A 23,923-nucleotide genomic window follows, 5' to 3' on the forward strand; every position below is an offset into this window, starting at 1 on the left:
CCTCGACCGCGATGGCCATTACGGAATCTTCTTTGCCAGCTGGCAGGTCGCATCAATCGACTTGACCAACGGCCAACCTGTCAGTGATGTGTCCGAACAGGTGTCAGCCATGTCCCCGGACTAAACATCAAGCCGGGCGATGACACTGAGTGTGTGGCGAGTGCATCCCACAATCCCCGTCATTGCGAGCGTAGCGAAGCAATCCAGGAATCCCTCCGCGGAGGCAGTCTGGATTGCTTCGCTGCGCTCGCAAAGACGTGGAGAGAGCTGGCCCCAGTCTTTATTCCGCCGCCGCGGCAAAACGGCTGTTCTCAAGCTCCGCTTCCAGCCGCGCCGTCTCGGCTGCCGCGAGCTTGACGTTGGCTTCCTTGACGTGGCCAAAGCCGCGGATCGTCTCCGGCACGCGGGCGAGCCTTGCCAGCAACGGAATCTGCTCCGCCTTCAGCCCGGCGATCCGCTGGTCGATCATCGCCAGATAATCCGCAACCAGCTTGCGCTCGGTCCGGCGCTCCTCGGTGCGGCCGAACGGATCGAACGCACTGCCGCGCAGGAATTTCAGCCTGGCGAGCACGCGGAAGGCATGGATCATCCAGCCGCCGAACTCCTGCTTCTGGAGTCGACCCGTCGTCTTGTCGCGCTTGGCGAAGATCGGCGGCGCCAGCTGGTACTTCAGCGTGAATTCGCCGTCGAATTTCTCAGACACCTTCTTGGCAAAGCTGCCATCCGTGTAAAGCCGCGCGACCTCGTACTCGTCCTTGTAGGACATCAGCTTGAACAGGTTCTTCGCGACCGTCTCGGTCAGCTCCGTAGACGTGGGCGAGGCGGCATTCTCCGCCTTGTGCACCTTGGCGACGGCCGCGAGATAGCGATCGGCATAGGCCTTGTCCTGATAGGAGGTCAGGAATTCGGCGCGTGTTGCGATGATGTCGTCGAGCGACTTGGTCGGCGCGGACGCACGGTTCTTGAACTGCAGCACGCTGCGCACCCGCGACATGTCGTGGGCAGCGAGGCGGCCCCAGGTGAAGGCGAGCTTGTTCATCTCGATCGCGGCGCCGTTGATCTCGATGGCGCGGAGCAAAGCCTCCAGCGACAGCGGGATCGCGCCCTTCTGGAAGGCGAAGCCGAGCATGAAGGGATTGGTCGCGATGCTGTCGCCCATCAGCGCGGCAGCAATGCCCGTTGCGTCGATAATGTCGAGATTCTTGTCGCCGATCGCGTCACGCAGCACGGTCTGCATCGTTCCCATCTCGAAATCGAGATCGGGGTTCTGCACGAAGCTCGCAGTCGGCTGCAGGTCGGCGTTGATGTAGGCCTTCGTCACGCCGCGCTCGGCGCGGCTGAGCGCGGTCGGGCCGGCCGAAACGATCATGTCACAGCCGAGAATGACGTCGGCGCCGCCCGTGGTGATGCGGACGGCGGAGATGTCCTCCGGCTTCGGCGCGATGCGGACATGGCTCATCACCGCGCCGTTCTTCTGCGACAGGCCGGTGAAATCGAGCGCCGAGCAGCCGCGGCCGTCGACATGAGCGGCCATGCCGAGCAGCGCGCCGATGGTGATGACGCCGGTGCCGCCGATCCCGGTAACGAGGATGTTGTAGGGACCGTCCAGCTCACGCGCCGGCGGCAGCGGCAGATCGGCGAACAGCTGGCCGGAATCCACCGCCGAGGTCTTCATGCGCTTCAGCGTGCCGCCGTGCACGGTGACGAAGCTCGGGCAGAAGCCCTCGACGCAGGAAAAATCCTTGTTGCAGTTGGACTGGTCGATCTGGCGCTTGCGGCCGAACTCGGTCTCCAGCGGCTGCACCGAGACGCAGTTGGACGCCTGCGAGCAATCGCCGCAGCCTTCGCAGACCAGCTCGTTGATGAAGGCGCGCTTGGCGGGATCGGGATAGAGCCCGCGCTTGCGGCGGCGGCGCTTTTCGGCGGCGCAGGTCTGGTCGTAGATGATGACGGTGAGGCCCTTGATGTCGCGCAGCTCGCGCTGCACGGCATCGAGCTCGCGGCGGTGATGGATGGTCGCGCCTTGCGGGAAGTAGTTGCCTTGGGGATACTTGCCCGGATCGTCCGAGACGATCGCAAGCCGCTTGACGCCCTCGGCCCAGACCTGATGGGCGATCTGGGCGACGTTGAAGGCGCCCTCAGCCGGCTGGCCGCCGGTCATCGCCACGGCGTCGTTGTAGAGGATCTTGTAGGTGATGTTGATGCCGGCGGCCGATGCCGCGCGCAGCGCCAGCAGCCCGGAATGCGTATAGGTACCGTCGCCGAGATTCTGGAAGATGTGCTGCTCGCTCGTGAAGGGCGACTGGCCGATCCAGTTCACGCCCTCGGCGCCCATATGCGAGATCAGATCGGTGCGGCGGGTCGGCATGCTCAGGGCCATGCCGTGGCAGCCGATGCCGGCCATGGCGCGGCTGCCTTCGGGCACGCGCGTCGAGGTGTTGTGCGGGCAGCCCGAGCAGAAGAACGGCGTGCGCGCGAGCTTGATCTGCGTGCCGGTGGTAACGGGATTGTCGAACGCCTCGAGCCGGGCGAGGCGCTGCTCCAACACCGGGCTATGATGGCCGAGCTTGCGCAGGCGCGCCACCAGCGCGGATGCCACGATGGTCGGCGTCAGCTCGCCCTCGCTCGGCAGCAGCGGCGCGCCGCTTTCGTCGCGCTTGCCGGTGACGGTCGGGCGCTTTGAGGCATCGATGTTGTAGAGGATGCGCATCAGCTGGTCTTCGATGAAGCCGCGCTTCTCCTCGACCACGAGCACGTCCTGCAGACCTTCGGCAAAGCGCTTCGCGCCGCTTTCCTCCAGCGGCCAGGTCAGCGCGACCTTGTAGATGCGAAGGCCGAGATCCTGCGCGTCCTTGTCGGTGATGCCGAGGTCGGCCAGCGCCTGGCGCAGATCGAGATAGGCCTTGCCGGTCGCAGCGATGCCGAGCCGCGCCGGCTTGGAATCGAGCACGATGCGGTCGAGCCGGTTGGCGCGGGCAAAGGCCTGCACCGCGGCCATCTTCGACCCGAACAGGCGCTTCTCCGCTTCCAGCGGCGGATCGGGCCAGCGGATGTTGAGGCCGCCGGGTGGCATCTCGAAATCGTCGGGGAGCACGATCTTGACGCGTTCAGGGTCGCTATAGATCGAGGCCGAGCTCTCGACGGTCTCGCTGATCGCCTTGAAGCCGACCCAGCAGCCGGAGAAGCGCGACAGCGCGAAGCCGTAGAGGCCGAGATCGAGATAGTCCTGGAGCGTCGCGGGGTTGATCACGGGGATAAGGGCCGCGGCGAACACCTGCTCGCTCTGATGCGCCAGCGTTGAGGACTGGCAACCATGGTCGTCACCGGCGAGCGCGAGCACGCCGCCGTTGAGTGCGGTGCCGGCCGCATTGGCGTGCTTGAGCGCGTCGACCGAGCGATCGACGCCGGGGCCCTTGCCGTACCAGATGCCGAACACGCCATCGACCTTGGCGCCGGGAAACAGGCCGACCTGCTGGCTGCCCCACACGGCGGTTGCCGCGAGGTCCTCGTTCAGGCCGGGCACGAAGGCGATGTCGTGCTGCTGGAGGTGCGACTTCGCGCGCCACAGCGCGTGGTCGTACATGCCGAGCGGGGAACCGCGATAGCCGGAGATGAAGCCGCCGGTGTTGAGCCCCTGAAGCCGGTCGCGTTCGCGCTGCAGCATGGGCAGGCGGGACCAGGGCCTGTGTGCCGGACAGGAAGATCCGCTTCGATTCGAGCCGGTATTTGTCGTCCAGCTCGACCTGCATCAGCGTCATTTCAGGAGTCCTTGGTGGCCTGGTTCGGCGGGAATATTGCGCTGCGGGAGGAGTCGCAGCTTGTGAGGCGGGGTGAGCGCAGTCAAAGGCATGGGCCAGCGAAGTCAATACGGCTAGCCGCATCCGTGGCGCTCCTGCTAGTCATGGCTTGCGAGCGGAGAAAATCATGACTGCAAACGCATTCGACACCGAAATCACAGAGACAACCGAGACCCTGATCGGGCCGTGGCGCCAGCCGCGTCAGATGCTGCAGGCACAAACTTACGACGCACATGCCTCGATCCACGACGACGCCACCGCGCAGAAGCTCGGTTTCAAGGGCGGCACCATCGAAGGCCCGACGCATTTCAGTCAGTTCGCCCCGCTCGGCGCGCGATTGTGGGGACAGGCCTGGTTCGAGACCGGATGTCTGTCCGCGCACTATCGCAGCGTCTGCTATGAGGGCGAGGAGGTGCAGGCGATCCTGTCGAAGCCATTGCCCGGCACCAGCCAGTGCCAGATCCAGATGGTCAAGCGCGACGGCACCGAGGTGCTGCGCGGTACGGCTTCGGTCGGTGAACCGCACGCGGCGACGGCGCTGGAGGCCCGCCTTGCCGAGCTCAAGCCGCTGGCCGATCCCGTGATCCTGCGCGATGTGAAGGTCGCTCAGACCGGCAAGCGCCAGACGGTGCGGATGGCGTTCGACCAGATCATGGGTGATCTCTATCCCTTCTCGCTGCGCCAGAAGCTGGCCGTCATCACGGAGAGCTCGCCGTATTACTCGGGCGCCGACAATCCGTGGCGCAGGCCGATCATCCCGATGGAGATGCTGAGCGTCCTGTTCCAGTACCGCTCCAAGGACGATCCGCTGCCGGCCAAGGGCCCGGCCGTCGGCCTGTTCGCCGATCAGGAGATCCGCCTGGTGAAAGGCCCGCTCTTCGTCGACGAGGACTACGAGGTCGAGCGCGAGGTGGTCGCGCTCTCCGGCAGCCGCCGCACCGAAAGCGCCTGGGCCAAGACGCGCGTGTTCGACAAGGCCGGTGCGGTGGTGGCGACCATGTTGCTCAACATGGCGACGCTGAAGGATTCCTATGCGCCCTATGAGGAAGAGCATCGGCGGCTGTATGGCGCGGGGCGGTAGTTCCTCCTCGTCATTCCGGGGCGCGCGTAGCGCGAACCCGGAATCCATTTCACCTCATATATTGCCGCCCGATGGATTCCGGGTTCGCGACTTCGTCGCGCCCCGGAATGATGGCCAAGGCCGCTCATCCTTTAAGCAAATGCACGTCGCAAAGCCGTCGCACAGGGAATGAGCAGGCGCCGATCGCTCGCGTAACCTTCTGAGCACGCAGCAAATTCTTTCGCGGCCTGCGCGCCGTCGCGATTGTACACAATGGCACGCCGCTTGCAGAACTCCTGGCGCAGTTCTCGCAAGGGGCGGGCGTCATGCTGGACTTGAGCAAGCCGACATTGGGCGTCATCAGCGCCGAGCCCGAGCCGATCAGACTCGACTGGTCCGCCACCGCACTTCTGATCATCGACATGCAGCGCGACTTCATGGAGCCCGGCGGCTTCGGTGAGACGCTCGGCAACGACGTCAGCCAGCTTGCGCGCGCGGTGAAGCCGATCGGCGCGGTGCTGAATGCGGCGCGTGACACCGGCATGCTGGTGATCCACACCCGCGAGGGCCATCTGCCCGATCTCTCCGACGCGCCCCCGGCGAAGGTCGAGCGCGGCGCGCCGTCCTTGCGCATCGGCGATCCCGGCCCGATGGGCCGCATCCTCATTCGCGGCGAGGCCGGTCACGACATCATCCCCGCGCTCTATCCGCTCGACAGCGAGGTCGTGATCGACAAGCCCGGCAAGGGCGCGTTCTACGCCACCGAGCTCAATGACGTGCTGGAGAGATACGGCATCGAAAACCTGCTGGTGTGCGGCGTCACCACTGAAGTGTGCGTCAACACCACGGTGCGCGAGGCCAATGACCGCGGCTACCGCTGCGTCGTCATCTCCGACGGCTGCGCGTCCTACTTCCCCGAGTTTCACGAGATGGGCCTGAAGATGATCAAGGCCCAGGGCGGCATCTTCGGCTGGGTCGCAACCTCAGCCGCAGTCTTGGAGGCAATGAGAATTTCGACCACTTGAGGGGGTGACATCATGAGCACATTGACGGGGACGGCCGGCAAGTCTGAGATCGATACGTCCGGGTTCAAGCCGGCATTATGGACGTCGGGCGACTGGAATGCGTTTTTCGGCTTCGGCACCAACATCCTCGTCAACATGCTGGTGCTCACGGGCCTGTTGCGCTTCGTCCTGAAGATGCCGGACAGTCTGGTGTTCGGCCGCATCCTGCCCGCGCTCGGGCTGATGATGTGCCTCTCGACCTTCTACTACGCCTACCTTGCCTACCGTCTGGCGCAGAAGACCGGCCGCAACGATGTCTGTGCGCTGCCCTCGGGCGTCAGCGTGCCGCACATGTTCATCGTCACCTTCGTAATCATGCTGCCGATCACCCTGAAGACCGGTGATCCGCTCAAGGGCTGGTCCGCGGGCCTGGTCTGGGTGTTCTTCCAGAGCTTCATTCTGATGATCGGCGGCTTCATTGCGCCGTTTATTCGCAAGATCACGCCGCGCGCGGCGCTGCTCGGCACGCTTGCCGGCGTCTCCGTCACCTTCATCTCGATGCGGCCGGCGCTGGAAATGTACATGACGCCGCAGATCGGTCTGGTCTGCTTCGCCATCATCCTGGTGAGCTGGTTCGGCGGTGTGAAGTACTGGCGCGGCATTCCCGCAGGCCTGGTCGCCATTGCCGTCGGCATGGTCATCGCCTGGGGCTCGAACCTGTTCGGGCTCGGCCTCGGCGGCTTGAGCATCGCCGGCGTTGGCGCTGCCTTCGCCAATTTCGGCTTCTCGGTGCCGATACCGGCGCTGGGCTACGTCTTCTCCGGCTTCGAATTCCTCGGCATCATTCTGGTCACCGCCATTCCATTCGGCATCTATGACCTCGTCGAGGCCATGGACAATGTCGAGAGCGCGGAAGCGGCCGGCGACGAATATCCGACCACGCGGGTGCTCACGGCCGACGGCGTCGTCAGCCTGATCGGCTGCCTGATGGGCAATCCCTTCATCAACGCCGTCTATATCGGCCATCCCGGCTGGAAGGCGATGGGCGGCCGCATCGGTTACTCCGCCGCGACCGGCATCATGGTGGTCGTGCTGTCCTGGTTCGGCATCATCTCGGTGCTGCTGGCACTCGTGCCCGTTGTCGCGATCTCGCCGATCCTGCTCTATATCGGCATGCTGATCGGCGCGCAGGCGTTCCAGACCACGCCGGTCAAGCACGCGCCCGCGATCGTGCTGGCGCTGACGCCGCATCTGGCCGCCTGGGCCAAGCTCCAGATCGACACGATGCTCGGCTCGACCATGAATGCGGCGGCGACCGTCGGCGGCATGGCCGCCGACAAGGCCGACGCGGTCAAGGCGGCCGCGATCGCCGCGCTGCCGCAGCAGGGCGTGTTCTATCACGGTCTTGAGGTGATGGGTGGCGGCTCCATCCTCGGCGGCCTGGTCCTCGGCGCGATCGGCGTCTTCATCATCGAGCGGGATTTCGAGAAGGCTTCGGCGTTTGCTCTGGTCGGTGCCGTGCTCACCTATTTCGGCTTCATGCACGGTGAGGCCGTCGGCATTGGCGGCGGCCTTGGCGTCACGCCGGCGGTCGCGCTGGCTTACGCTGCGATGGCCGCCGGCCTGTTCGCGGCCAGCAAGCTCGGCACCAGCGAACACTATGCCGCGCATCCGGAGATGTCGGCGGCGCCGGCGGAATAGGCAACGGCGCGAGCTTGTTCGAAGCGGCCGGCGGATGCCGGCCGCTTTCACTTCAGGGCCGCACCGCCGGCGTCTCCATCGGCAGGCCGCGCGCGCGCGACATCAGATAGAGCTCGAGCGCGACCAGTTCAGGCGAGCCGTAATCATAGGCCTGGGCGCGCACGCCGCTCATGCAGCTGCGCAAGCGCCGCTCCAGCGAACCCAGCGTCTGCCATTCCAGGCGGTAGAGCGGATAGCCGGTCGGCTGTCCCTGCGTGATCGGCGCGCCCGCGAGGCGCTTGTCGAAATTGTCGTCGTGGCAATTGGTGCAGGCGAGATTGAGCTGGCCCTCGCGCCGAATGAAGAGCTCGCGGCCTTGCTCCACGAAGGGTTTTGCCTGCGGATCGTCTCCGGCGGTGATTGCGGCGCCGCGCGATTGATGGGCGACGAACGCGGAGAGCGCAAGGAGGTCGCGGCTCTCGTAGGGCAGCGGCGTTGCCTGCTGATGATTGGCGCGGCAGAGATTGATGCGCTGCTCGAGCGTGACGGGGCGGTGAAGCGTTTTGTCGATGGCGGGATAGCGCGCGGCGACGCCCTTCATGCTGTCGCGCGCGTCGCCATGGCAGTCCACGCAGGCCTTCTCCGCGCTGCCGGTTTTCTTGCCCCATAGCTGTTCGCCATCGAGCACGAACAGCATGCCGGGATTGGAGGTGTCGTCATCCTGCATTGCGCGGGTGTCGGGGCCCATGAACGAATAGCCGGACCGGCGCGCATCGGGCGGAATCTCACCGGCGAGCAAGGCAGGGGCCGCGGCGAACAGTGCCGCCGCTGCTATCGCGCGCCAAGCGCTCATTCGACCGTGATCGATGCCGAGGCGGTGGACGAATAGCCGTTGTCGCCGATCCATTCGAATTCGAGCTTGCCGCTCTCCTTGGCGACGGTGAAGAACGACAAATACGGATTGGCCGCGATCGCCGGAAAGAGATCGGCGCGAAAGATCTCGGCGCCGTTGTAGCGGCAGGTGAAGCTCGTGATGATGTCGCGCGGCACCAGCTTGCCGTCCACGGTGTGGCGAAAGCCGGTCTCCATGATGTGCGAGGTCAGCGCGCGGATCTCGATGACATCGCCGCGCCTGGCCTTGGCGGGAACGTTGATGAGTGCGGCCATCAGTTCATCTCCTCGGTGCAGGCGGCCAGCGTCACGACCACGTCGGCGGCGACCTGCCAGAACGTGTCGTCGGACAGGCGCGCGATCGCCACCACTTTCTGGGTGTCGGCGAGGCGGATCCGGGTCGAGACCTGGGCCCGGCCGGAGGAGGGGCCGAGATAGAAATTGCCGATGTTCGGCTGCGGGTTCTTCTCGTTGAAGACGTGGATGCTCTTGACGTGGTCATCTGCCGTCATCGGGCTTGCGACGCTCACGGTCATCGGCACCACGTTGCCGTTCTCGACCAGCGGCGGAATGTCGAGCTTCACCCTGCCGGTGCGAAGCGGCGCCTCGCCGACGATATTGCGGATCGCGTGATTGAGCATCGCGGGCGTTGCTTGAAGCGGACGCAAGGTGACGACCGGGATCGTCCCGGCGGCCGTGACGCCTCCGGCGAGGCTCAGGAATTGTCGTCGCGTGGTTGGCATGAACAGTCCTAGTCGCGAAGCGTTGCAAGAAAGGCCACGATGTCCTCGACCTCGGCGGCCGACAATATCGGCTTGCCGGCGAAGTTGCGTCCGACACGGACGAGGCCGTCGGCGCGATAATAGGATGGCATGATGGTCTCCGGGTTGAAGCGCGAGGCATCGACCAGTCGAAGCCGCAACTGGCTCACCGACCACCGGTTCCCGGCGCCGGTGAGATCAGGCGCGAGATCACCCTGGAACCGCGTTTCCGGAAATGGGCCGGAATGGCAGAGAATGCAGGTCGTGGTGCGCGCCAGCACCAGAGCGCGGCCGCGCGCGGCATCGCCGGGGGAGCCTGTGAGCGAGGCGGGAATGCCGTCGTTGACGATTGTGTAGGGCAAGAGTTCGTCTGTTTCGGCAGGCGAGGCGAAGGAGAGGCTCGCTACGATGATTGCCGCAGTTGCAGATATCGGATGGGGTGCATGATGTCGTCGCGAACTCCACTTACCTCTCCCGCTTGCGGGAGAGGTCGGCGCGCAGCGGCGGGTGAGGGCTCTTTCCTCTTGGAGGCTCTCGATTGTGGAGACACCCTCTCCCCAGCCCTCCCCCGCAGGCGGGGGAGGGGGCGCACCTTGTTCGTGGCGATTGCTTCGTCTCGTCATATCCTAGCCAAAACAATCCGTCGTGATGGCCTGAAACCAGCGCTCGGCTTCAGTCGCCTCGCGCGCGCGCAATTCGCGCGGCGCGTCGACCGGGCTGGTCGCGCCGCCCTCGACCTCGGCGAAGATGTCGCCCCTGGGCTGGTAGTTGCCGGCGAGCGAGAAGCCGTAGCCGGGCGCGACGGTGCTGTAGCAGATCCCTGTAAGTCGTGGCGGCTCCGGCGTGCGGCCCGCGAGCAAAGCGACGATGGCGGCGGCGCAGGCCTTGCCTTGCCCGCTTGCGGCCGATGCCGATTTGGGAATGCCGCCGCCAAGGCAGGCATCGCCGATGACGTGGATGTTCGGGGCGAGTTTCGACTCGAAGCTCACGGGATCGATCGGGCACCAGCCGGTCGCATCTGCAGCGCCCGCAATCTCGGCAACGCGCCCCGCACGTTGCGGCGGGATGACGTTGGCGACATCGGGCGTGTAGTTGCCGAACTCGGTGACGATGGTCCTGGTCGCCGGATCGACCGAGGTCACGCGGCCGCCTTGCGACAGCGCGATGCGCTCGATCATGTCGCCGTAGAGCTCCTTCCAAGCCTTCTCGAACAGCCGCTGCTGGGAGAAATTGTCCTTGGCATCGAGGATCAGAACCTTGGAGCGCGGCTTGTTCGTCTTCAGATAATGCGCGATCAGGCTGGCGCGCTCGTATGGCGCAGGCGGACAGCGCGAGGGATTGGCCGGGACTGCAATGGCGACCGTGCCGCCATCTTCCATCACTTCCAGCTGCTTGCGCAGCAGCAGCGTCTGCGCGCCGGCCTTCCAGGCATGCGGCATCTTCTCCGATTCCGCCTCGTCGTAGCCGGGCAGGGCTTCGAGATGGAAGTCGATGCCGGGCGACAGCACGAGACGATCATAGGCAAACGCGGTGCCATCCGCTGTGGTCACGCTACGCTTTTGCGTGCGATGGTCGTCGCGGCCTGAGCGACGACGGCGATGCCCTCGGCAGCGAGCTTGTCATAGCCGAAATGTTGCGTCTCCATCTTGCGCAGGCCGGCGATCACCTCGTTGCTGAACGGGCAGGAGGTGAAGACCTTGTTCGGCTCGATCAGGGTGACCTGCAGGTCCGCGCCGGCGCGCTTGAGCGCACGCGCGCAGGCCGCGCCGCCGAAGCCGCCGCCGACCACGACGATGCGGCCTGCCGATTGCGCGCGCAGGATCGAAGGTGTGGCGAGCGATGCGGCCGCGGCGGTGATGCCGAGGACGGCATTCCGCCGTGTCACCGGCACATTCATGGGATTTGTCCGGAAAAGTGTGCGGCGGCGGCCATCGTGGCCGCCGCCGCGTATCTCAGGCGAAGGTGATGTTCTGGTCGCGCAGCGGCACCGAGCGGATGCGTTTGCCGGTCGCGGCGAAGTACGCGTTGAGCACCGCCGGCGCCGCGACGCCGATGGTGGGCTCGCCGACGCCGCCCCAGAACCCGCCGCTCGGCACCATCACCGATTCCACCTTCGGCATCTCGCTGATGCGCATCGAGTTGTAGGTATCGAAGTTGGTCTGCTCGATCTTGCCGTCCTTGACGGTGCAGCCGCCATAGAACAGCGCGGAGAGGCCATAGACGAAGGAGCCTGCGATCTGCCGCTCCACCTGCGCCGGATTGACGATGTAGCCGGGGTCGGTGGAGGCGACGATGCGATGCACCTTGATCTTGCTGCCCTCGGTCACCGAAATCTCGGCGGCGCCCGCGACATAGCTGCCATAGCCCATCACTTGCGCGATGCCGCGATAGACGCCCTGCGGCGCCGGCTTGTCCCAGCCGATCTTCTCGGCGACCGCATTGAGCACCGCAAGGTGCTTGGGGTGATTGCCCATCAGCTTGCGGCGGAATTCGAGCGGGTCCTGGCCTGCGGCCTGGGCGAGCTCGTCCATGAAGCATTCCATGTAGATCGCGTTGTGATTGACGTTGACGCCGCGCCAGAAGCCGGGAGGAACGTGCGGGTTACGCATCGCGTGCTCGATCAACAGATTCGGCACCGAATAGCCGAACGCGGCCTCGCCGGATTGGGCGACGCCCTGGAAGGCGGCCGGATCCATGCCGTTCTGCAATGCCTCGGGGCGCAGCGAGAACAGGATCGATTGCCCGGACAGGCGATAGTGCAGCGCGACCAGATTGTTGTTGGCATCGAACGCGCCGGTCATCTTGCACTGGGTGATCGGGTGATACCTGCCGTGCGCCATATCCTCTTCGCGCGACCACAACAGCTTGACCGGCGTGCCCGGCATCTGCTTGGCGATCATCACGGCCTGACGGACATAATCGGTCTGGCCGCGCCGGCCGAAGCCGCCCCCGAGCATCACCTTGTGGACGTCGCACTTCTCCGCCGGCAGGCCGGAGGCCTCCAGCACCGCTGCGAACGCCGCTTCGCCGTTCTGCGTCCCGCACCAGACCTCGCATTTATCCGCGGTGTAAAGCGCGGTGGCGTTCATCGGCTCCATGGTGGCGTGGTTCTGGTAGGGATAGGAGTAAACGGCCTCGATCTTCTTGGCCGCGCTGGCAATCGCCGCCTTGGCATCGCCGTTCTTGTTGCCGACATAGGCCGGCTGCGCATCGTCGAGGCCCTCGGCCAGCCATTTCGCAATCGACTCGCTGGAGACCTTGGCGTTGTCACCCTCGTCCCAGACGATCGGCAGCGCCTCCAGCGCAGTCTTGGCGTGCCACCAGGTGTCGGCGACAACGGCGACCGCGGTGTCGCCGACCTTGACCACCTTCTTGACGCCTTTCATGCTGGCGATCTTGGCTTCGTCGAAGCTCTTCAGCTTGCCGCCGAACACCGGGCAGTCCTTGATCGCGGCGTTCAGCATGCCCGGCAGCTTGACGTCGGCGCCGTAGATCATGGCGCCGGTGGTCTTGTCGAGGGTGTCGAGCCGCTTCACGCCCTTGCCGATCAGCTTCCAGTCCTTGGGATCCTTCAGCTTGACATCGGCCGGCGGCGTCAGCTTCGCGGCGGCTTCGGCGACCTTGCCGTAGGTCGTGGTTCTGCCCGACGGCTTATGGGTGATGACGCTGTTTTCGGCCGTGCATTCGGAGGCCGGCACTTTCCATCCGTCGGCGGCGGCCTGGATCAGCATCACGCGCGCGGTGGCACCGCCCTTGCGGACATAGTCCTGCGAGGAGCGGATGCCGCGGCTGCCGCCGGTCGAGAAATCGCCCCAGACACGCTTGCGGGCGACGCTCGTGCCGGGTGTCGGGTATTCGGTCGTGACCTTGGTCCAGTCGCACTCGAGCTCCTCGGCGACGAGCTGGGCGAGGCCGGTCAGCGAGCCCTGGCCCATCTCGGAGCGGGCGATCCGGATCACCACGGTGTCGTCCGGCCTGACCACGACCCACGCGCCGATCTCGGGCGAGCCGTCGGCGGCGCGGACCACGGCGGGGCCGCCGAAGGGGATGTCGAGACCGATGGCGAGGCCGGCACCGACCGCGGCCGTGCCGATGACGAAGGCGCGGCGGTTGAGCCGCGGCGAGACATGCTTGTTCATGTGGGGATTTCCTTACGCGCTGGCGATCGTGTGGATCGCTTCGCGCACCTGCTGGAAGGTGCCGCAGCGGCAGATGTTGGTGATGGCCTCATCGATATCGGCGTCGGTCGGTTTCGGCTTCTCGTTCAGCAGTGCGGCCACCGCCATGATCATGCCGCTCTGGCAATAGCCGCATTGCGGCACGTCCTGGGCGATCCAGGCTTCCTGCACCTTGTGCAGCGTGTCGCCCGAGGCGAGCCCCTCGATCGTGGTGATCTTCTTGCCTTCGGCCTCGCTGACCGAGACCCCGCAGGAGCGGGTGGCAACGCCTTCGATGTGAACCGTGCAGGCGCCGCATTGTGCGATGCCGCAACCGTATTTGGTGCCGGTCAGGCCGGCATTCTCGCGGATCGCCCACAGCAGTGGCGTATCCGGCTCGACGTCGAGGGTGAAGGTTTTTCCGTTGATTGTTAGGTTAGCCATCGCAGTCCCCTGATTGGCCCAATCCACCGATTGAACTCAGGCGCGCAATGTGTCCGGCAAACTGGAACGGTTCAAATCAACAGTCCGAGGGGTGGCGGCCCGAGAATCTGGTCGCCGCGTGAAGAACAGGGATCAAGCCGGTTTTTGCCTTGCCCGGCTGCCGCAAGACCTCTCTTCAGGCGCCAGTTGCCGGGCCTGAGGCGACCTCCGCGGTTCCAGCGCATGGGGCCGAGCGACAGTTTGTCCGTTTTGCCGGGATGCAAGACGACCGCGCTTTGCTACACTGCGTCGACGCAAAAGGAGTTCCATCGACGTGCCAAGCCCCTGCAACGTGCTGCTGCTCTACCCGCTGTTCTCGGCAGAGTCCTTCTGGAGCTTTGGCGAATCCTGCAAAGTGATGGGCGTCAAGCGCCCTGCCGCCCCCTTGGGCCTGATCACCGTTGCCGCGATGTTGCCCGAGAGCTGGACGGTCCGGCTGATCGACTGCAACACGGCGCCGCTCGGCGACGACGATCTCGCCTGGGCCGATGTCGTCTTCACCGGCGGCATGTTGCCGCAGCAGGCGGATACGTTGCGCCTGATCGACATGTGTCGCGCGGCGGGCAAGCCGGTTGTCGTCGGCGGTCCCGATCCGACTTCGAGCCCGCACATCTACGACAAGGCCGACTTCCGGGTGCTCGGCGAGGCCGAGAGCGTCATCGACGACTTCATCGCGGCCTGGGAGAGCGGGGCACGCTCCGGCGTCTTTACCGCGCCGAAGTTCCAGGCCGACGTCACCAAAACGCCGGTGCCGCGTTTCGACCTGCTCAAGTTCGAGGACTATCTCTATCTCGGAGTGCAATATTCCCGCGGCTGCCCGTTCACCTGCGAATTCTGCGACATTATCGAGCTCTACGGCCGCGTGCCGCGGACCAAGACGGTCGAGCAGATGTTCGTCGAGCTCGAGACGCTCTACAAGATGGGCTACCGCGGCCATCTCGACTTCGTCGACGACAATTTCATCGGCAACAAGAAGTCGCTGCGGCAATTCCTGCCAAGGCTCGCCGAATGGCAGCGCACGCACGGCTATCCCTTCGAATTCTCCACGGAAGCCTCGGTCAACCTCGCCGACGATGCGGAGCTCCTGGAGCTGATGGGTGCGGCCAATTTCTTCGGCATCTTCGTCGGCATCGAAAGTCCGGACCCGGCGACGCTGGTCGCGATGCGCAAGAAACAGAACACGCGGCGCAACATCGCCGAGAGCATCCACAAGATCTACGCCGCCGGCATGCTCGTCACCGCGGGCTTCATCGTCGGCTTCGACAACGAGAAGGTCTCGATGGCGGAGGCGATGATCGAATTCATCGAGGAGGCCGCGATTCCCGTCGCCATGGTCGGCCTGCTCTATGCGTTGCCGAACACGCAGCTCACGCGCCGCCTCGAGCGCGAAGGCCGGCTGCATCCGGGCCACGATGTGGCGCCGACCATCGGTGCCGATCAATGCACAGCCGGCATCAACTTCGATCCGGTCCGGCCGCTGCGCGACATTCTGACGGACTACAAGCGGGTGCTGGAGCACACCTATAGCCCCGCAGCCTATGCAGGGCGCGTCGACCGCCTGATGACGCTGCTCGACCGATCCAGGCAGCGTCCCGAGCTCGCCGAAGGAGATATCCGCGCCAGGCTCGGGGCGATGGAGACGGTGCACAAGGTGGTCACCGCCCTTCCCGAGGCACGGGGGCCGCTCTGGCAGACCTTCATGAATTGCGCCAAGCGTGACACCTCGTCCGCACGTATCGCCGTGCAGATGATCGCGGCCTATGCCCATCTCGGACCGTTCTCGCGCAAGGTGATCGCTGCTATCGATGAGCGTCTGGCCGCGCTGGACGATGAGACCGTCATTCCGGCGAATGTCGGCGTGACGGCGGCCTGACGGCTTACTTCACCGCCAGCCGCAGGAAGCTCATGACGCTGCCGAGGGCGGCAAAGCCGGCACCGAGCGCCAGTGCCAGCGTTGCGCCCTCGTGGCCGGCGAGCGCAAAGCAGGCGGCGGCAAGCGCGGCGCCGGTCGTCTGTCCCGTCAGGCGTGCGGTGGCGACGATGCCCGAGGCGCTGCCGCTGCGATGTGGCGGCGCGCTCGACATCACAGCCTTCATGTTCGGCGCCTGGAAGAAGCCGAATCCCATCCCACAGATCACCATCCGCCAGATGATGTCGGCAATGGCGGGGTTGGCGGGAAGCGTCGCGAGCAGCGCCATGCCGAGGCCGAGCAGCACGAGGCCGATGCCGCCGAGCAGGCCGACGGCATAGCGGTCGGAGAGGCGTCCGGCGATCGGCGCCATGATGCCGACCACCAGCGGCCATGGCGTCATGAAGAACCCGGTCTCGACCTGCGAGCGGCCGAGCACGTCCTCGAAATAGAACGGCAGCGAGACGAAGGCGAGGCCCTGGACTGCGAAGGAGCACACGGCCGTCGCCGCCGACAGCGCGAACATCGGCCGGGCGAACAGGTCGATCGGCAGCATCGGCGCCGGGTGATCGGCATGCCGGCGCGTCAGGATCAAGCCGAGCGCGAGCGCCGCGACCAGCTCGATGCCCACGAGTACCGGCGACAGATTGTGCGCGGCGCTGCCGATGCCGGTGATGAACAGGCCGAGGCAAGCCGACGCCAGGATCGCGCCGAGGAAATCAAAGCCGTGATCGGCGCGCGGCGTCTTCGGCAGCATCGCAAAGCCGATGCCGATTGCGACGAGGCCGAAGGGGATATTGACGGCGAACAGCCAGGGCCACGGGCCGAACGCCAGGATGGCCGACGCAATCGACGGCCCGAAGGTGAACGCCGTCGCGACCACCAGCGCGTTGTGGCCGAAGCCGCGACCGAGCATCCGTCCGGGATAGACGAAGCGCACCAGCGCCGTGTTGACGCTCATGATGCCGCTGGCGCCCAGACCTTGCAGCGTCCGCGCGACCAGGAGGCTGTCCAGCGACCACGCCACCGCGCAGAACAACGAGGCGATGGTGAACAGGATCAAGCCGCCGAGATAGATGCGCTGGTGCCCGACGATCTCGCCGAGCGCTCCGAGCGGCAGCAGCGTTGCCACCAGCGCGATCTGGTAGACGTTGACGACCCAGACCGACTGCTCCGGGCTGACGTGCAGATCGGCGGCAATGGCGGGCAGGGCGATGTTGGCGATCGCGGTGTCGAGCGAGGCCATCGCCAGCGCGGTGAAGATCGCGGCGATCGCCCAGCGCCGCCGCGCGGTCGGCAGGCCGTCGGAAGCGGGGTGATCGGGCTCGCGCGCGGCAGCGGGTAACGTGATTGTCATTGCGTTCGCGCGTCGCTCCGGTGGGCTAAGCGCCGTGTACTACGGCTTGGCGGCCGGCCACAGGCTCATGCGTGCATGCTGTGTATGCGCCGATGCCGGATGCGCCGTGGAAAGGGAAGGGCGACCGAGCCGGGTCGCCCGCACCAGGTCCTTTCACGTCGCTCGAACAAAAAGTCGAAAAACAACCCCATGCACAGTAGAAGGCCCTTTGATCGACAAGGCATTTCCGGCCGTGTCGCAAACGGGCGGTCGCAGCCGCGATGAAGTTGACCCGTCGGGCAAAACACTGGCAGAATTCCAACGTGCCAGCGATCGAACCGAGAGCAGGCCGCGTGCGCGTCCTGCACGCGCCATCTCCACCAGGCCGACGTTGAGGCAGATCAACACTCGGCTTGTGCGGCCGCCCAACCTTTCCATCAGCGCATCGATGGAAGGGCGGCCACATGCAGACCCTGCTCAGGGAAATCCGGAAAACTCCTTTGCTCTGGACGCTGGCCTTCGTGCCCATCGTGCTGGTGGCCGAGGCGGTGGCGCCGCATTCCCACACGCTGCTGTTCGTGCTCGCGGTGCTGGCCATCGTTCCGCTGGCGGCGCTGCTCAGCCACGCCACCGAGGCGGTGGCCGCGAAGACCGGCGATGCCGTGGGCGGATTGCTCAACGCAACGCTCGGCAATCTGACCGAGCTGATCATTGCCATCACGGCACTGCGCGCCGGCCAGTACATGCTGGTGAAGGCCTCGATCGCGGGCGCGATCGTCACCAATGCCGTGTTCATGCTGGGTGCGTGCTTGCTGCTGGGCGGCCTGCGCTATCATGTGCAGGAGTACAACCGGGCCAGTGCGCGGCTTTCGTCCGGCCTGTTGCTGATGGCGACCGTCGCCCTGCTTGCGCCTTCGGCGGTCGCCGATCTCGAACATCTGCCGCAGGGTGGAGGCATCCTGAACAAGCTCAGCCTCGGCATTTCGGTCCTGCTCATCCTCGCTTACGGGCTCGGCCTGTTGTTCTCGCTGCGAACGCACAAGGAATTGTTCGCAAGCGCCGGTCACGGCGACGACGACAAGGAGGCGCACTGGCCGATCGGAACAGCCGTCGGCACGCTGCTGGTCGTCACCGTGCTGGTGGCACTGGTCAGCGAGATCTTCGTCGAATCGGTGCAGAAGGCGGCGGAAACGTTCGGGATGAGCCCGGCCTTCGTCGGCTTCATCGTCGTCTCGCTGGTCGGTGCCGCCGCCGAATTTGCGGTGGCCTTCGCCGCGGCACGCAAGGACCGGCTCGACATGGCCGTCAGCATCGCGCTCGGCAGCGCCTCGCAGATCGCGCTGTTCGTGGCACCCGCGCTGGTGCTGCTCAGCTATGTCGTGGGGCCGAAGCCGATGGACCTGCAGTTCTGGCCGGGCGCCGTCACCATGATGATGATCGCGACGGTGACGTCGGCCTTCATCACCGCCAGCGGGCGCTCGGCCTGGTTCGTCGGCGCGCTGATGATCTTCATCTATGCGGTGTTCGCGCTGACGCTGTACGTGGTTCCGCCGGCGGGCCAGGGGTGAGGTTCGGTGCCCTTCGATCTTGCGCCGGCAGCGCCAGTGGCCGCGCGGGATCATGCCAATCCCAGGCCGCCATCGATGGCGATCACCTGACCGGTTACCCACGCCGAGGCGGGCCCGGCGAGTTGGACGACCCATTCAGCGACATCCTCGGGCACGCCGCGGCGGCCGAGCGGTATGCTGGCGCGCTCCTGTTCCTCGACCGTTGCGGCCTGCTCCGCCGACAATCCCATCATGCCCGTCAGCGCGCCCGTCTCTGTTGGGCCCGGTGCAACGGCGTTCACCCTGATCCCGAACGGGGCCAGCTCCAGGGCCCAGCATCGCGTCAAATGCTCCACGGCGGCTTTGCTGGCTGCGTAGTGCGATAGGCCCGCGGCCGCTTTGTGCCCGAAGGTGCTAGAGACGTTGACGATCGTGCCGCGCGCGGCCTTGAGATGAGGAAGCGCCGCGGACGCGAGCAGACTGGGGCCGAGCACATTGACGGCGGAGATATCTGTGATGCGATCGACGGTGACATCGGCGAGTGACAAAATTGCGCCGGCGCCGGCATTGTTGACCAGCGCATCGAGGCGGCCCCACTTGTCGAGTGCCTTTGCAACGGTTCGCTTGGCATCTTCGGGGGACGCCGCATCCGCCGTCATTCCCGCGATACTCGGGTGTTGCAGCATTGTCTCCTCGATCAGGCTCGCCCGGCGGCCGGTGATGAGCACCCGGTAGCCCTGCTTTGCGAAGCGCAGCGCCGCTGCCCGTCCGATACCCGATGTGCCGCCCGTGACGACAACGACTTTTTGATCTTGCATGTTCTGGTCTCTCGCGCGGTGGACCGCATCGATTGGTTGGATTGAAGACGAGTTTGCAGGCCACGGCGGTCGATTTCTCGGTGTCCCGGCCGCCGTGAGGGCTTTCATCCGGAGCGGGAGCTCAGTCATCCGTGAGGGCTCCAGTTCGGCCTGTTCGATAGCGGTCAGTAGTCCCAGAAGACCGGTACCCAGCGGAAGGCATCGCCGGCGGCCGCGACATGACCGACCGATGGGAACGGCATGTGCGTGGCCACCAGCAGCTCGCCGCTCTGCGCGATCTCCCGCAACAGCCGGATGCGAACGCGCGCCGCCTCCTCAGGGTCGTGCTCGAAACCGTTGTGCCATTCGGGTTGGTCGAACCCGACCGCAAACACGGCATCGCCGGCAAAGGTCAGCGCCTCGCCGCCGGACGCCACGCGGACCACGCTGTGTCCTGGCGTGTGACCGCCGGTGCGGCGTACGACGACACCGGGTGCAACCTCGTGCTGCTCCTCGAACGGCCGGATCTGGCTGCCATACATCTTCACGAACTGCTTGGCGGCGGCCCGAAGCGCATCGGGAAATCCCTGCGGCATGTTGGTATGGGTGAAATCGGGCGACTCCCAGAACTTGACCTCGGCAGCGGCCACGTGGATCCGCAGGTCCTTGCGCAGCCGCTCCTTCACGCCGTCGACCAGCAAGCCACCGACGTGATCCATGTGCATGTGGGTCAACACGAGATCGGTCACGGACGAGAGGTCGATTCCGGCGGCCTCCAGGCGCTTGATCAACTGTCCGGCGCGCGGCAGATGCAGATCGGGATCGGACCCAAGTCCGGCGTCGATGAGAATGGTCTTGTCGCCACTTCGCACCATCACCGCATTCAGTGCCCAGTCGAACGCATCCTGAGGCAGGAACATCTCGCTCAACCAGTTGGCCCGTACGGCCGGGTCTGCGTTGTGCGCCAGCATGGTGGTCGGGAGCGGCAGCACGCCGTCGCTGACCACCAGCACCTCGATGTCGCCGATGCGCACCGCGTAGCGCGACGGCACGAGCTCTTCGGGTTTTGCGGCAATGGAAGCGTTGTGCAGATTCATGTTGGTCTCCTTTTCAAAGTTGGGGGGTAGTTGCTATAGCGCTGTGACGCGCTCGGGATCGGCGGAGGCGAGCGCTGCGGCACGCTCGGCCTTGGGTGGATAGATCCAGACCGTGTTGATCTCCTGCTTGGTCTTCTTGGCGACGTCGCCGACCATCTCGACCGTGCGCTCCCAGCCGCGGGTGAACAGCGCGCCGGCTTCGCCGAGGTCAAGGCAGGTGACGTAGGCTTTCTGGTGATAGGGTCTGGTCGGAACGCCCAGCAGCTCGGCGGCGGCGTTGTTGCCGGCGAAGGCGCCCATCCGGGTCGCATGCTGGCACGACATGAGCGCGTAATTGCCGACATCGTCACATGCGGCCCGCGCGGCATCGCCAGTGGCGAAGACGCCGCTTGCCGATGGCACGCGTAGCTCGCGGTCGACGAGCAACCGGCCAAACTGGTCGCGTTCGGCAGGGATCTGCGCCGTCAACGGCGCTGCGCGCATGCCGGCGGCCCAGATCACCGTCTCGCACTCGATCTGCTCGCCGTTGGAAAGCGTGACGCCGGACTTGTCGAGCGAGGCCACGCCGACGCCGAGCCTGGTCTCAATGCCGAGCTTGCGCAGCGCCTCCTCGATGATGGGACGTGAGCCTGCGCCCATGTCCGGGGCGATCGCCTCGTTGCGGTCGACGATGACGACGCGCAGCTGGGCGTGCTTGCCGAGGATCTTGCGCAAGCGTGACGGCAGCTCGGTCGCCGCTTCGATGCCGGTGAACCCGCCGCCTGCGACGACGACGGTATTGCGTCCCTGCGAAGCCGGACGGTTCGACAGCCCGTGCAGGTGACGATCGAGCGCGATCGCATCATCGAGTTGGTCGACGCTGAAGCCGTGCTCGGAAAGGCCGGGAACGTTCGGGCGAAACAGCCGGCTACCGGTGGCGACCACCAACCGGTCGTAGGATAGCATCTTCCGCGTGCCCTCCGCGGCAGCGACCTCGACGATTCTGGACTTGGTATCGATCGTCTCGGCATGGCCCCTGACATAGACGACGTCGATCGCCTCGAGAACGTCCTGCAGCGGTGCCGTCAGGGTCTCGGGGTTCGGTTCGTAGAGCCGCGGCCGAACTACCAGCGTCGGCTCGGGCGCGACAAGCGCGATCTCGAGCTCGTCGGGCGGAACGCCCTGGATGTCGCGCAGGCGGGCGGCTGAAAGGGCGGCATACATGCCGGCGAAGCCGGCGCCAATGATGACGATGCGCATGTTGACTGGTCCTTGAATTGATTGCGATGAAGACGAGGCTACGCCGTCACGAACCTGAGCAAGTCGCCGTTGACGATGTCGGGGTGGGTCGTGCAGACCCCGTGCGGCAGCAGGTCGTAGATTTTCAGGGCGCTGTGCTTCAGAAGCCGGGCCGACAGCGGTGCGGAATCTGCGACGGGGACGATCTGGTCGTCGCTGCCATGCAGGACGAGCGTCGGCACAGCGATGCTCTTTAGGTCTTCGCTGAAGTCGGTCTCGGAGAAGGCCTTGATGCCGTCGTAGTGGGCCTTGGCGCTGCCCATCATGCCTTGGCGCCACCAGTTCCAGATTGTCGCCTGCGAAGGCTCGGCGCCCGGACGATTGTATCCGTAGAAGGGGCCGCTCGCGAATTCAAAATAGAACTGCGGCCTATTTGCAGCGAGCCGCCCGCGCAAGCCGTCGAAGACCTTAAGAGGCAATCCGCCGGGATTGGACTCAGTCTTGAGCATCAGGGGTGGCACAGCGCCGATGAGTACCAGCTTGGCCACGCGATCCCGGCCGTGACGCGCGACGTAGCGCGCTGCCTCGCCGCCGCCTGTCGAGTGGCCGATGTGGATGGCGTTGCGAAGATCGAGTTGCTGGACGAGGGCAGCGACGTCGGCCGCATAGTGGTCCATGTCGTGCCCGTCTTCGACTTGGCTCGAGCGGCCGTGGCCGCGGCGGTCATGGGCGATCACGCGAAAGCCCTTGCCGAGGAAGAACAGCATCTGAGCATCCCAGTCATCGGAGCTGAGCGGCCAACCGTGATGGAAGACGATCGGCTGTGCGGACTTCGGTCCCCAGTCCTTGTAGAAGATCCTTACGCCGTCGCTGGTGGTGACAGAGCTCGTGCCGTCGTTCCTGCCGGTCAAGAGGGACGCGGTCTCCACGTCGCTGCCTACTGCCGAGGTGGAGCGGACGGTCAACGACGCCGCGTACAAGAGAGTTGTTGCGAGAATGTTTCGCCGCGAGGTGCTCGCGAGCCGACTGACAGAGCTGATCAAGGTCATTTGCCATTTCCGTTTCAGGTGTGGGGCACCATGATTCCTAGCGAAACGCATGCGCCAATGCCCCAGCGCGATTGACGCGATTGCAGCGCGATTGCTGCTAACGTGCGCGCCGCCGCCAATCGCTCGGCGATTCCCCGGTGAGCTTTCGAAACGCGGCGGCAAAGGCGGTCTGCGAGGAGTAACCGAGCGTGGCCGCAATCGAGACGACGGGCGCGTCGGTGTCGCGCAACATATTCATGGCTTGCTCGAGCCGGTGCTGGCGCAGCCAGGCATGGGGAGACAGTCCGGTGCTGTCCTTGAATGCACGGCAGAAATGAAAGCGCGACAAGCCGGCATCGGCCGCAAGAGCTGCGAGTGAGACGTCGGCATCACTGTCCGAGCGCAACCGCTCGATTGCGCGGAGCAGTGTCTTCGGCGACAACCCGCCCCTGGTCGGCAAGATCGCGCTCGGCGAACCGGTGTGCGCAGCCAGAAGACGCGTCGTTAGCAAATCCATGAGTTGTTGCCTGAAGAGTGTATCCAGCGCTTCGTGCCCTTCCAGCACATCCGCGGCACTCAGCAACAGTCGGGAAGTCACGGGATCGGGATGCGCGGTGCGCTCCAGGAGTTCGGCCGGCGATCCGGTTGCGGCTTCGTCCGCCACGCGCTTCAGCGTTGTCTGCGGCAGGTAGAGCTGAACGACGTCGACGGGCTTCGGGATGTCCCATCGGGAGGTCGATCCCTCCGGAATGATGATGACGACGCCGGGACGAAACGTCCCGATCGCGATCGACCGTCCGGACCGCCGCTCCATGCGCTGTACCGTGCCGTTATAAGCCATGATGACGTGGTGACTCATGGGCTCGACGACGTCGTGCAATGGGTCGTGCTTCCAGTGAGCAATCCCGGCGCCGGAGGCGTCCAACGCCATGCGAAAGGGAGCCGTCCTGAGCACGCGAGCCATCTCCACACCCGCAGCGGACCGGTCGCCTCCGAGGGCAACGTCGCGCTGCCCCCGAGGCGCGGCGGGGATTTCATTCGCGGATTCGCGCAAGACAACTTTGCTCATGGACTCTCGCTCGTGTGCGCGCGTCGCTGACGCGCGACCTCTTGATCATGGTCTTTGCCGCAGCAAAGCGGGCCGAACGGCCGATGCCG

At 65.4% G+C, this 23,923-nt stretch carries 17 protein-coding genes and 3 pseudogenes; 6 read left to right on the top strand and 14 right to left on the bottom strand.

All coding sequences use genetic code 11. The features are described from left to right. Positions 1–124 (top strand): annotated as a pseudogene (locus AC066S_RS03915) (IS481-like element ISRm20 family transposase); the annotation flags it as partial. Between the two features lie 156 nt (positions 125–280). Here AC066S_RS03915 and AC066S_RS03920 read toward each other — a convergent pair. Next, positions 281–3,758 (bottom strand): annotated as a pseudogene (locus AC066S_RS03920) (indolepyruvate ferredoxin oxidoreductase family protein). Between the two features lie 166 nt (positions 3,759–3,924). Here AC066S_RS03920 and AC066S_RS03925 point away from each other — a divergent pair. The 3 genes from AC066S_RS03925 to AC066S_RS03935 all read left to right on the top strand — a co-directional run bounded on the left by AC066S_RS03925 (position 3,925) and on the right by AC066S_RS03935 (position 7,562). Then, positions 3,925–4,878 carry a hypothetical protein gene (locus AC066S_RS03925; RefSeq protein WP_478268949.1) on the top strand — a complete coding sequence of 318 codons (954 nt, stop codon included), beginning with the start codon at positions 3,925–3,927 and terminating at the stop codon, positions 4,876–4,878. Between the two features lie 305 nt (positions 4,879–5,183). After that, the gene (locus AC066S_RS03930; RefSeq protein WP_478268950.1) at positions 5,184–5,882 is read left to right on the top strand and encodes a cysteine hydrolase family protein; all 699 of its coding nucleotides are present in this window, start codon (positions 5,184–5,186) and stop codon (positions 5,880–5,882) included. 12 nt (positions 5,883–5,894) lie between these two features. Further along, positions 5,895–7,562 (top strand): regulator, encoded by a 1,668-nt coding sequence (locus AC066S_RS03935; protein WP_126256590.1) that lies wholly within the window; start codon positions 5,895–5,897, stop codon positions 7,560–7,562. 52 nt (positions 7,563–7,614) lie between these two features. On the opposite strand, the gene soxA is transcribed toward AC066S_RS03935, so the two are convergent. The 7 genes and pseudogenes from soxA to AC066S_RS03970 all read right to left on the bottom strand — a co-directional run bounded on the left by soxA (position 7,615) and on the right by AC066S_RS03970 (position 13,794). Next, entirely contained in the window at positions 7,615–8,394 is a 780-nt protein-coding gene (soxA, locus tag AC066S_RS03940; RefSeq protein ID WP_478268951.1) for a sulfur oxidation c-type cytochrome SoxA, read from the bottom strand. Next, the gene (gene soxZ, locus AC066S_RS03945; RefSeq protein ID WP_126256588.1) at positions 8,391–8,708 is read right to left on the bottom strand and encodes a thiosulfate oxidation carrier complex protein SoxZ; all 318 of its coding nucleotides are present in this window, start codon (positions 8,706–8,708) and stop codon (positions 8,391–8,393) included. The genes soxA and soxZ overlap by 4 nt, the downstream gene beginning before the upstream one ends. Next, the gene (locus AC066S_RS03950) at positions 8,708–9,175 is read right to left on the bottom strand and encodes a SoxY-related AACIE arm protein (RefSeq protein WP_135167903.1); all 468 of its coding nucleotides are present in this window, start codon (positions 9,173–9,175) and stop codon (positions 8,708–8,710) included. Before AC066S_RS03950 ends, soxZ begins: the two co-directional genes overlap by 1 nt. Before the next feature lie 8 nt (positions 9,176–9,183). Continuing rightward, complete coding sequence (gene soxX / locus AC066S_RS03955; protein WP_478269317.1) at positions 9,184–9,606, bottom strand: sulfur oxidation c-type cytochrome SoxX; 423 nt, start codon at positions 9,604–9,606, stop codon at positions 9,184–9,186. A gap of 213 nt (positions 9,607–9,819) precedes the next feature. After that, positions 9,820–11,090: pseudogene (locus tag AC066S_RS03960) on the bottom strand (FCSD flavin-binding domain-containing protein). Positions 11,091–11,145: 55 nt separating this feature from the next. Further along, complete coding sequence (locus AC066S_RS03965; protein ID WP_478268952.1) at positions 11,146–13,332, bottom strand: xanthine dehydrogenase family protein molybdopterin-binding subunit; 2,187 nt, start codon at positions 13,330–13,332, stop codon at positions 11,146–11,148. 12 nt (positions 13,333–13,344) lie between these two features. Then, on the bottom strand, positions 13,345–13,794 hold the full coding sequence (locus AC066S_RS03970; RefSeq protein WP_028135089.1) for a (2Fe-2S)-binding protein: 450 nt from the start codon (positions 13,792–13,794) through the stop codon (positions 13,345–13,347). Positions 13,795–14,101: 307 nt separating this feature from the next. On the opposite strand from AC066S_RS03970, the gene AC066S_RS03975 reads away from it, so the two are divergent. After that, positions 14,102–15,706 (top strand): B12-binding domain-containing radical SAM protein, encoded by a 1,605-nt coding sequence (locus tag AC066S_RS03975; RefSeq protein ID WP_126256584.1) that lies wholly within the window; start codon positions 14,102–14,104, stop codon positions 15,704–15,706. Between the two features lie 4 nt (positions 15,707–15,710). Here the strand turns inward: AC066S_RS03975 and AC066S_RS03980 are convergent, their stop codons facing one another. Continuing rightward, the gene (locus AC066S_RS03980) at positions 15,711–17,099 is read right to left on the bottom strand and encodes an MFS transporter (RefSeq protein WP_126256583.1); all 1,389 of its coding nucleotides are present in this window, start codon (positions 17,097–17,099) and stop codon (positions 15,711–15,713) included. 443 nt (positions 17,100–17,542) lie between these two features. Here AC066S_RS03980 and cax point away from each other — a divergent pair, with 443 nt between their 5' ends. Next, complete coding sequence (gene cax, locus AC066S_RS03985; protein WP_126256582.1) at positions 17,543–18,646, top strand: calcium/proton exchanger; 1,104 nt, start codon at positions 17,543–17,545, stop codon at positions 18,644–18,646. A 50-nt stretch (positions 18,647–18,696) separates the two neighbouring features. On the opposite strand, the gene AC066S_RS03990 is transcribed toward cax, so the two are convergent. From AC066S_RS03990 to AC066S_RS04010, 5 genes are all read right to left on the bottom strand, one after another. After that, positions 18,697–19,443, bottom strand: coding sequence for an SDR family NAD(P)-dependent oxidoreductase (locus tag AC066S_RS03990; protein ID WP_478268953.1), 747 nt, complete (start codon positions 19,441–19,443; stop codon positions 18,697–18,699). Positions 19,444–19,607: 164 nt separating this feature from the next. After that, a complete protein-coding gene (locus AC066S_RS03995) occupies positions 19,608–20,519 on the bottom strand; it encodes an MBL fold metallo-hydrolase (protein WP_126256580.1) in 912 nt (303 codons plus the stop codon). Between the two features lie 33 nt (positions 20,520–20,552). After that, on the bottom strand, positions 20,553–21,758 hold the full coding sequence (locus tag AC066S_RS04000) for an NAD(P)/FAD-dependent oxidoreductase (protein WP_478268954.1): 1,206 nt from the start codon (positions 21,756–21,758) through the stop codon (positions 20,553–20,555). Between the two features lie 38 nt (positions 21,759–21,796). Then, positions 21,797–22,786 (bottom strand): alpha/beta fold hydrolase, encoded by a 990-nt coding sequence (locus AC066S_RS04005; protein ID WP_478268955.1) that lies wholly within the window; start codon positions 22,784–22,786, stop codon positions 21,797–21,799. A 97-nt stretch (positions 22,787–22,883) separates the two neighbouring features. After that, complete coding sequence (locus tag AC066S_RS04010; RefSeq protein ID WP_126256577.1) at positions 22,884–23,834, bottom strand: helix-turn-helix transcriptional regulator; 951 nt, start codon at positions 23,832–23,834, stop codon at positions 22,884–22,886. Between the last annotated feature and the right edge of the window lie 89 nt (positions 23,835–23,923).

This window comes from Bradyrhizobium sp. CFUWI (assembly GCF_056429085.1).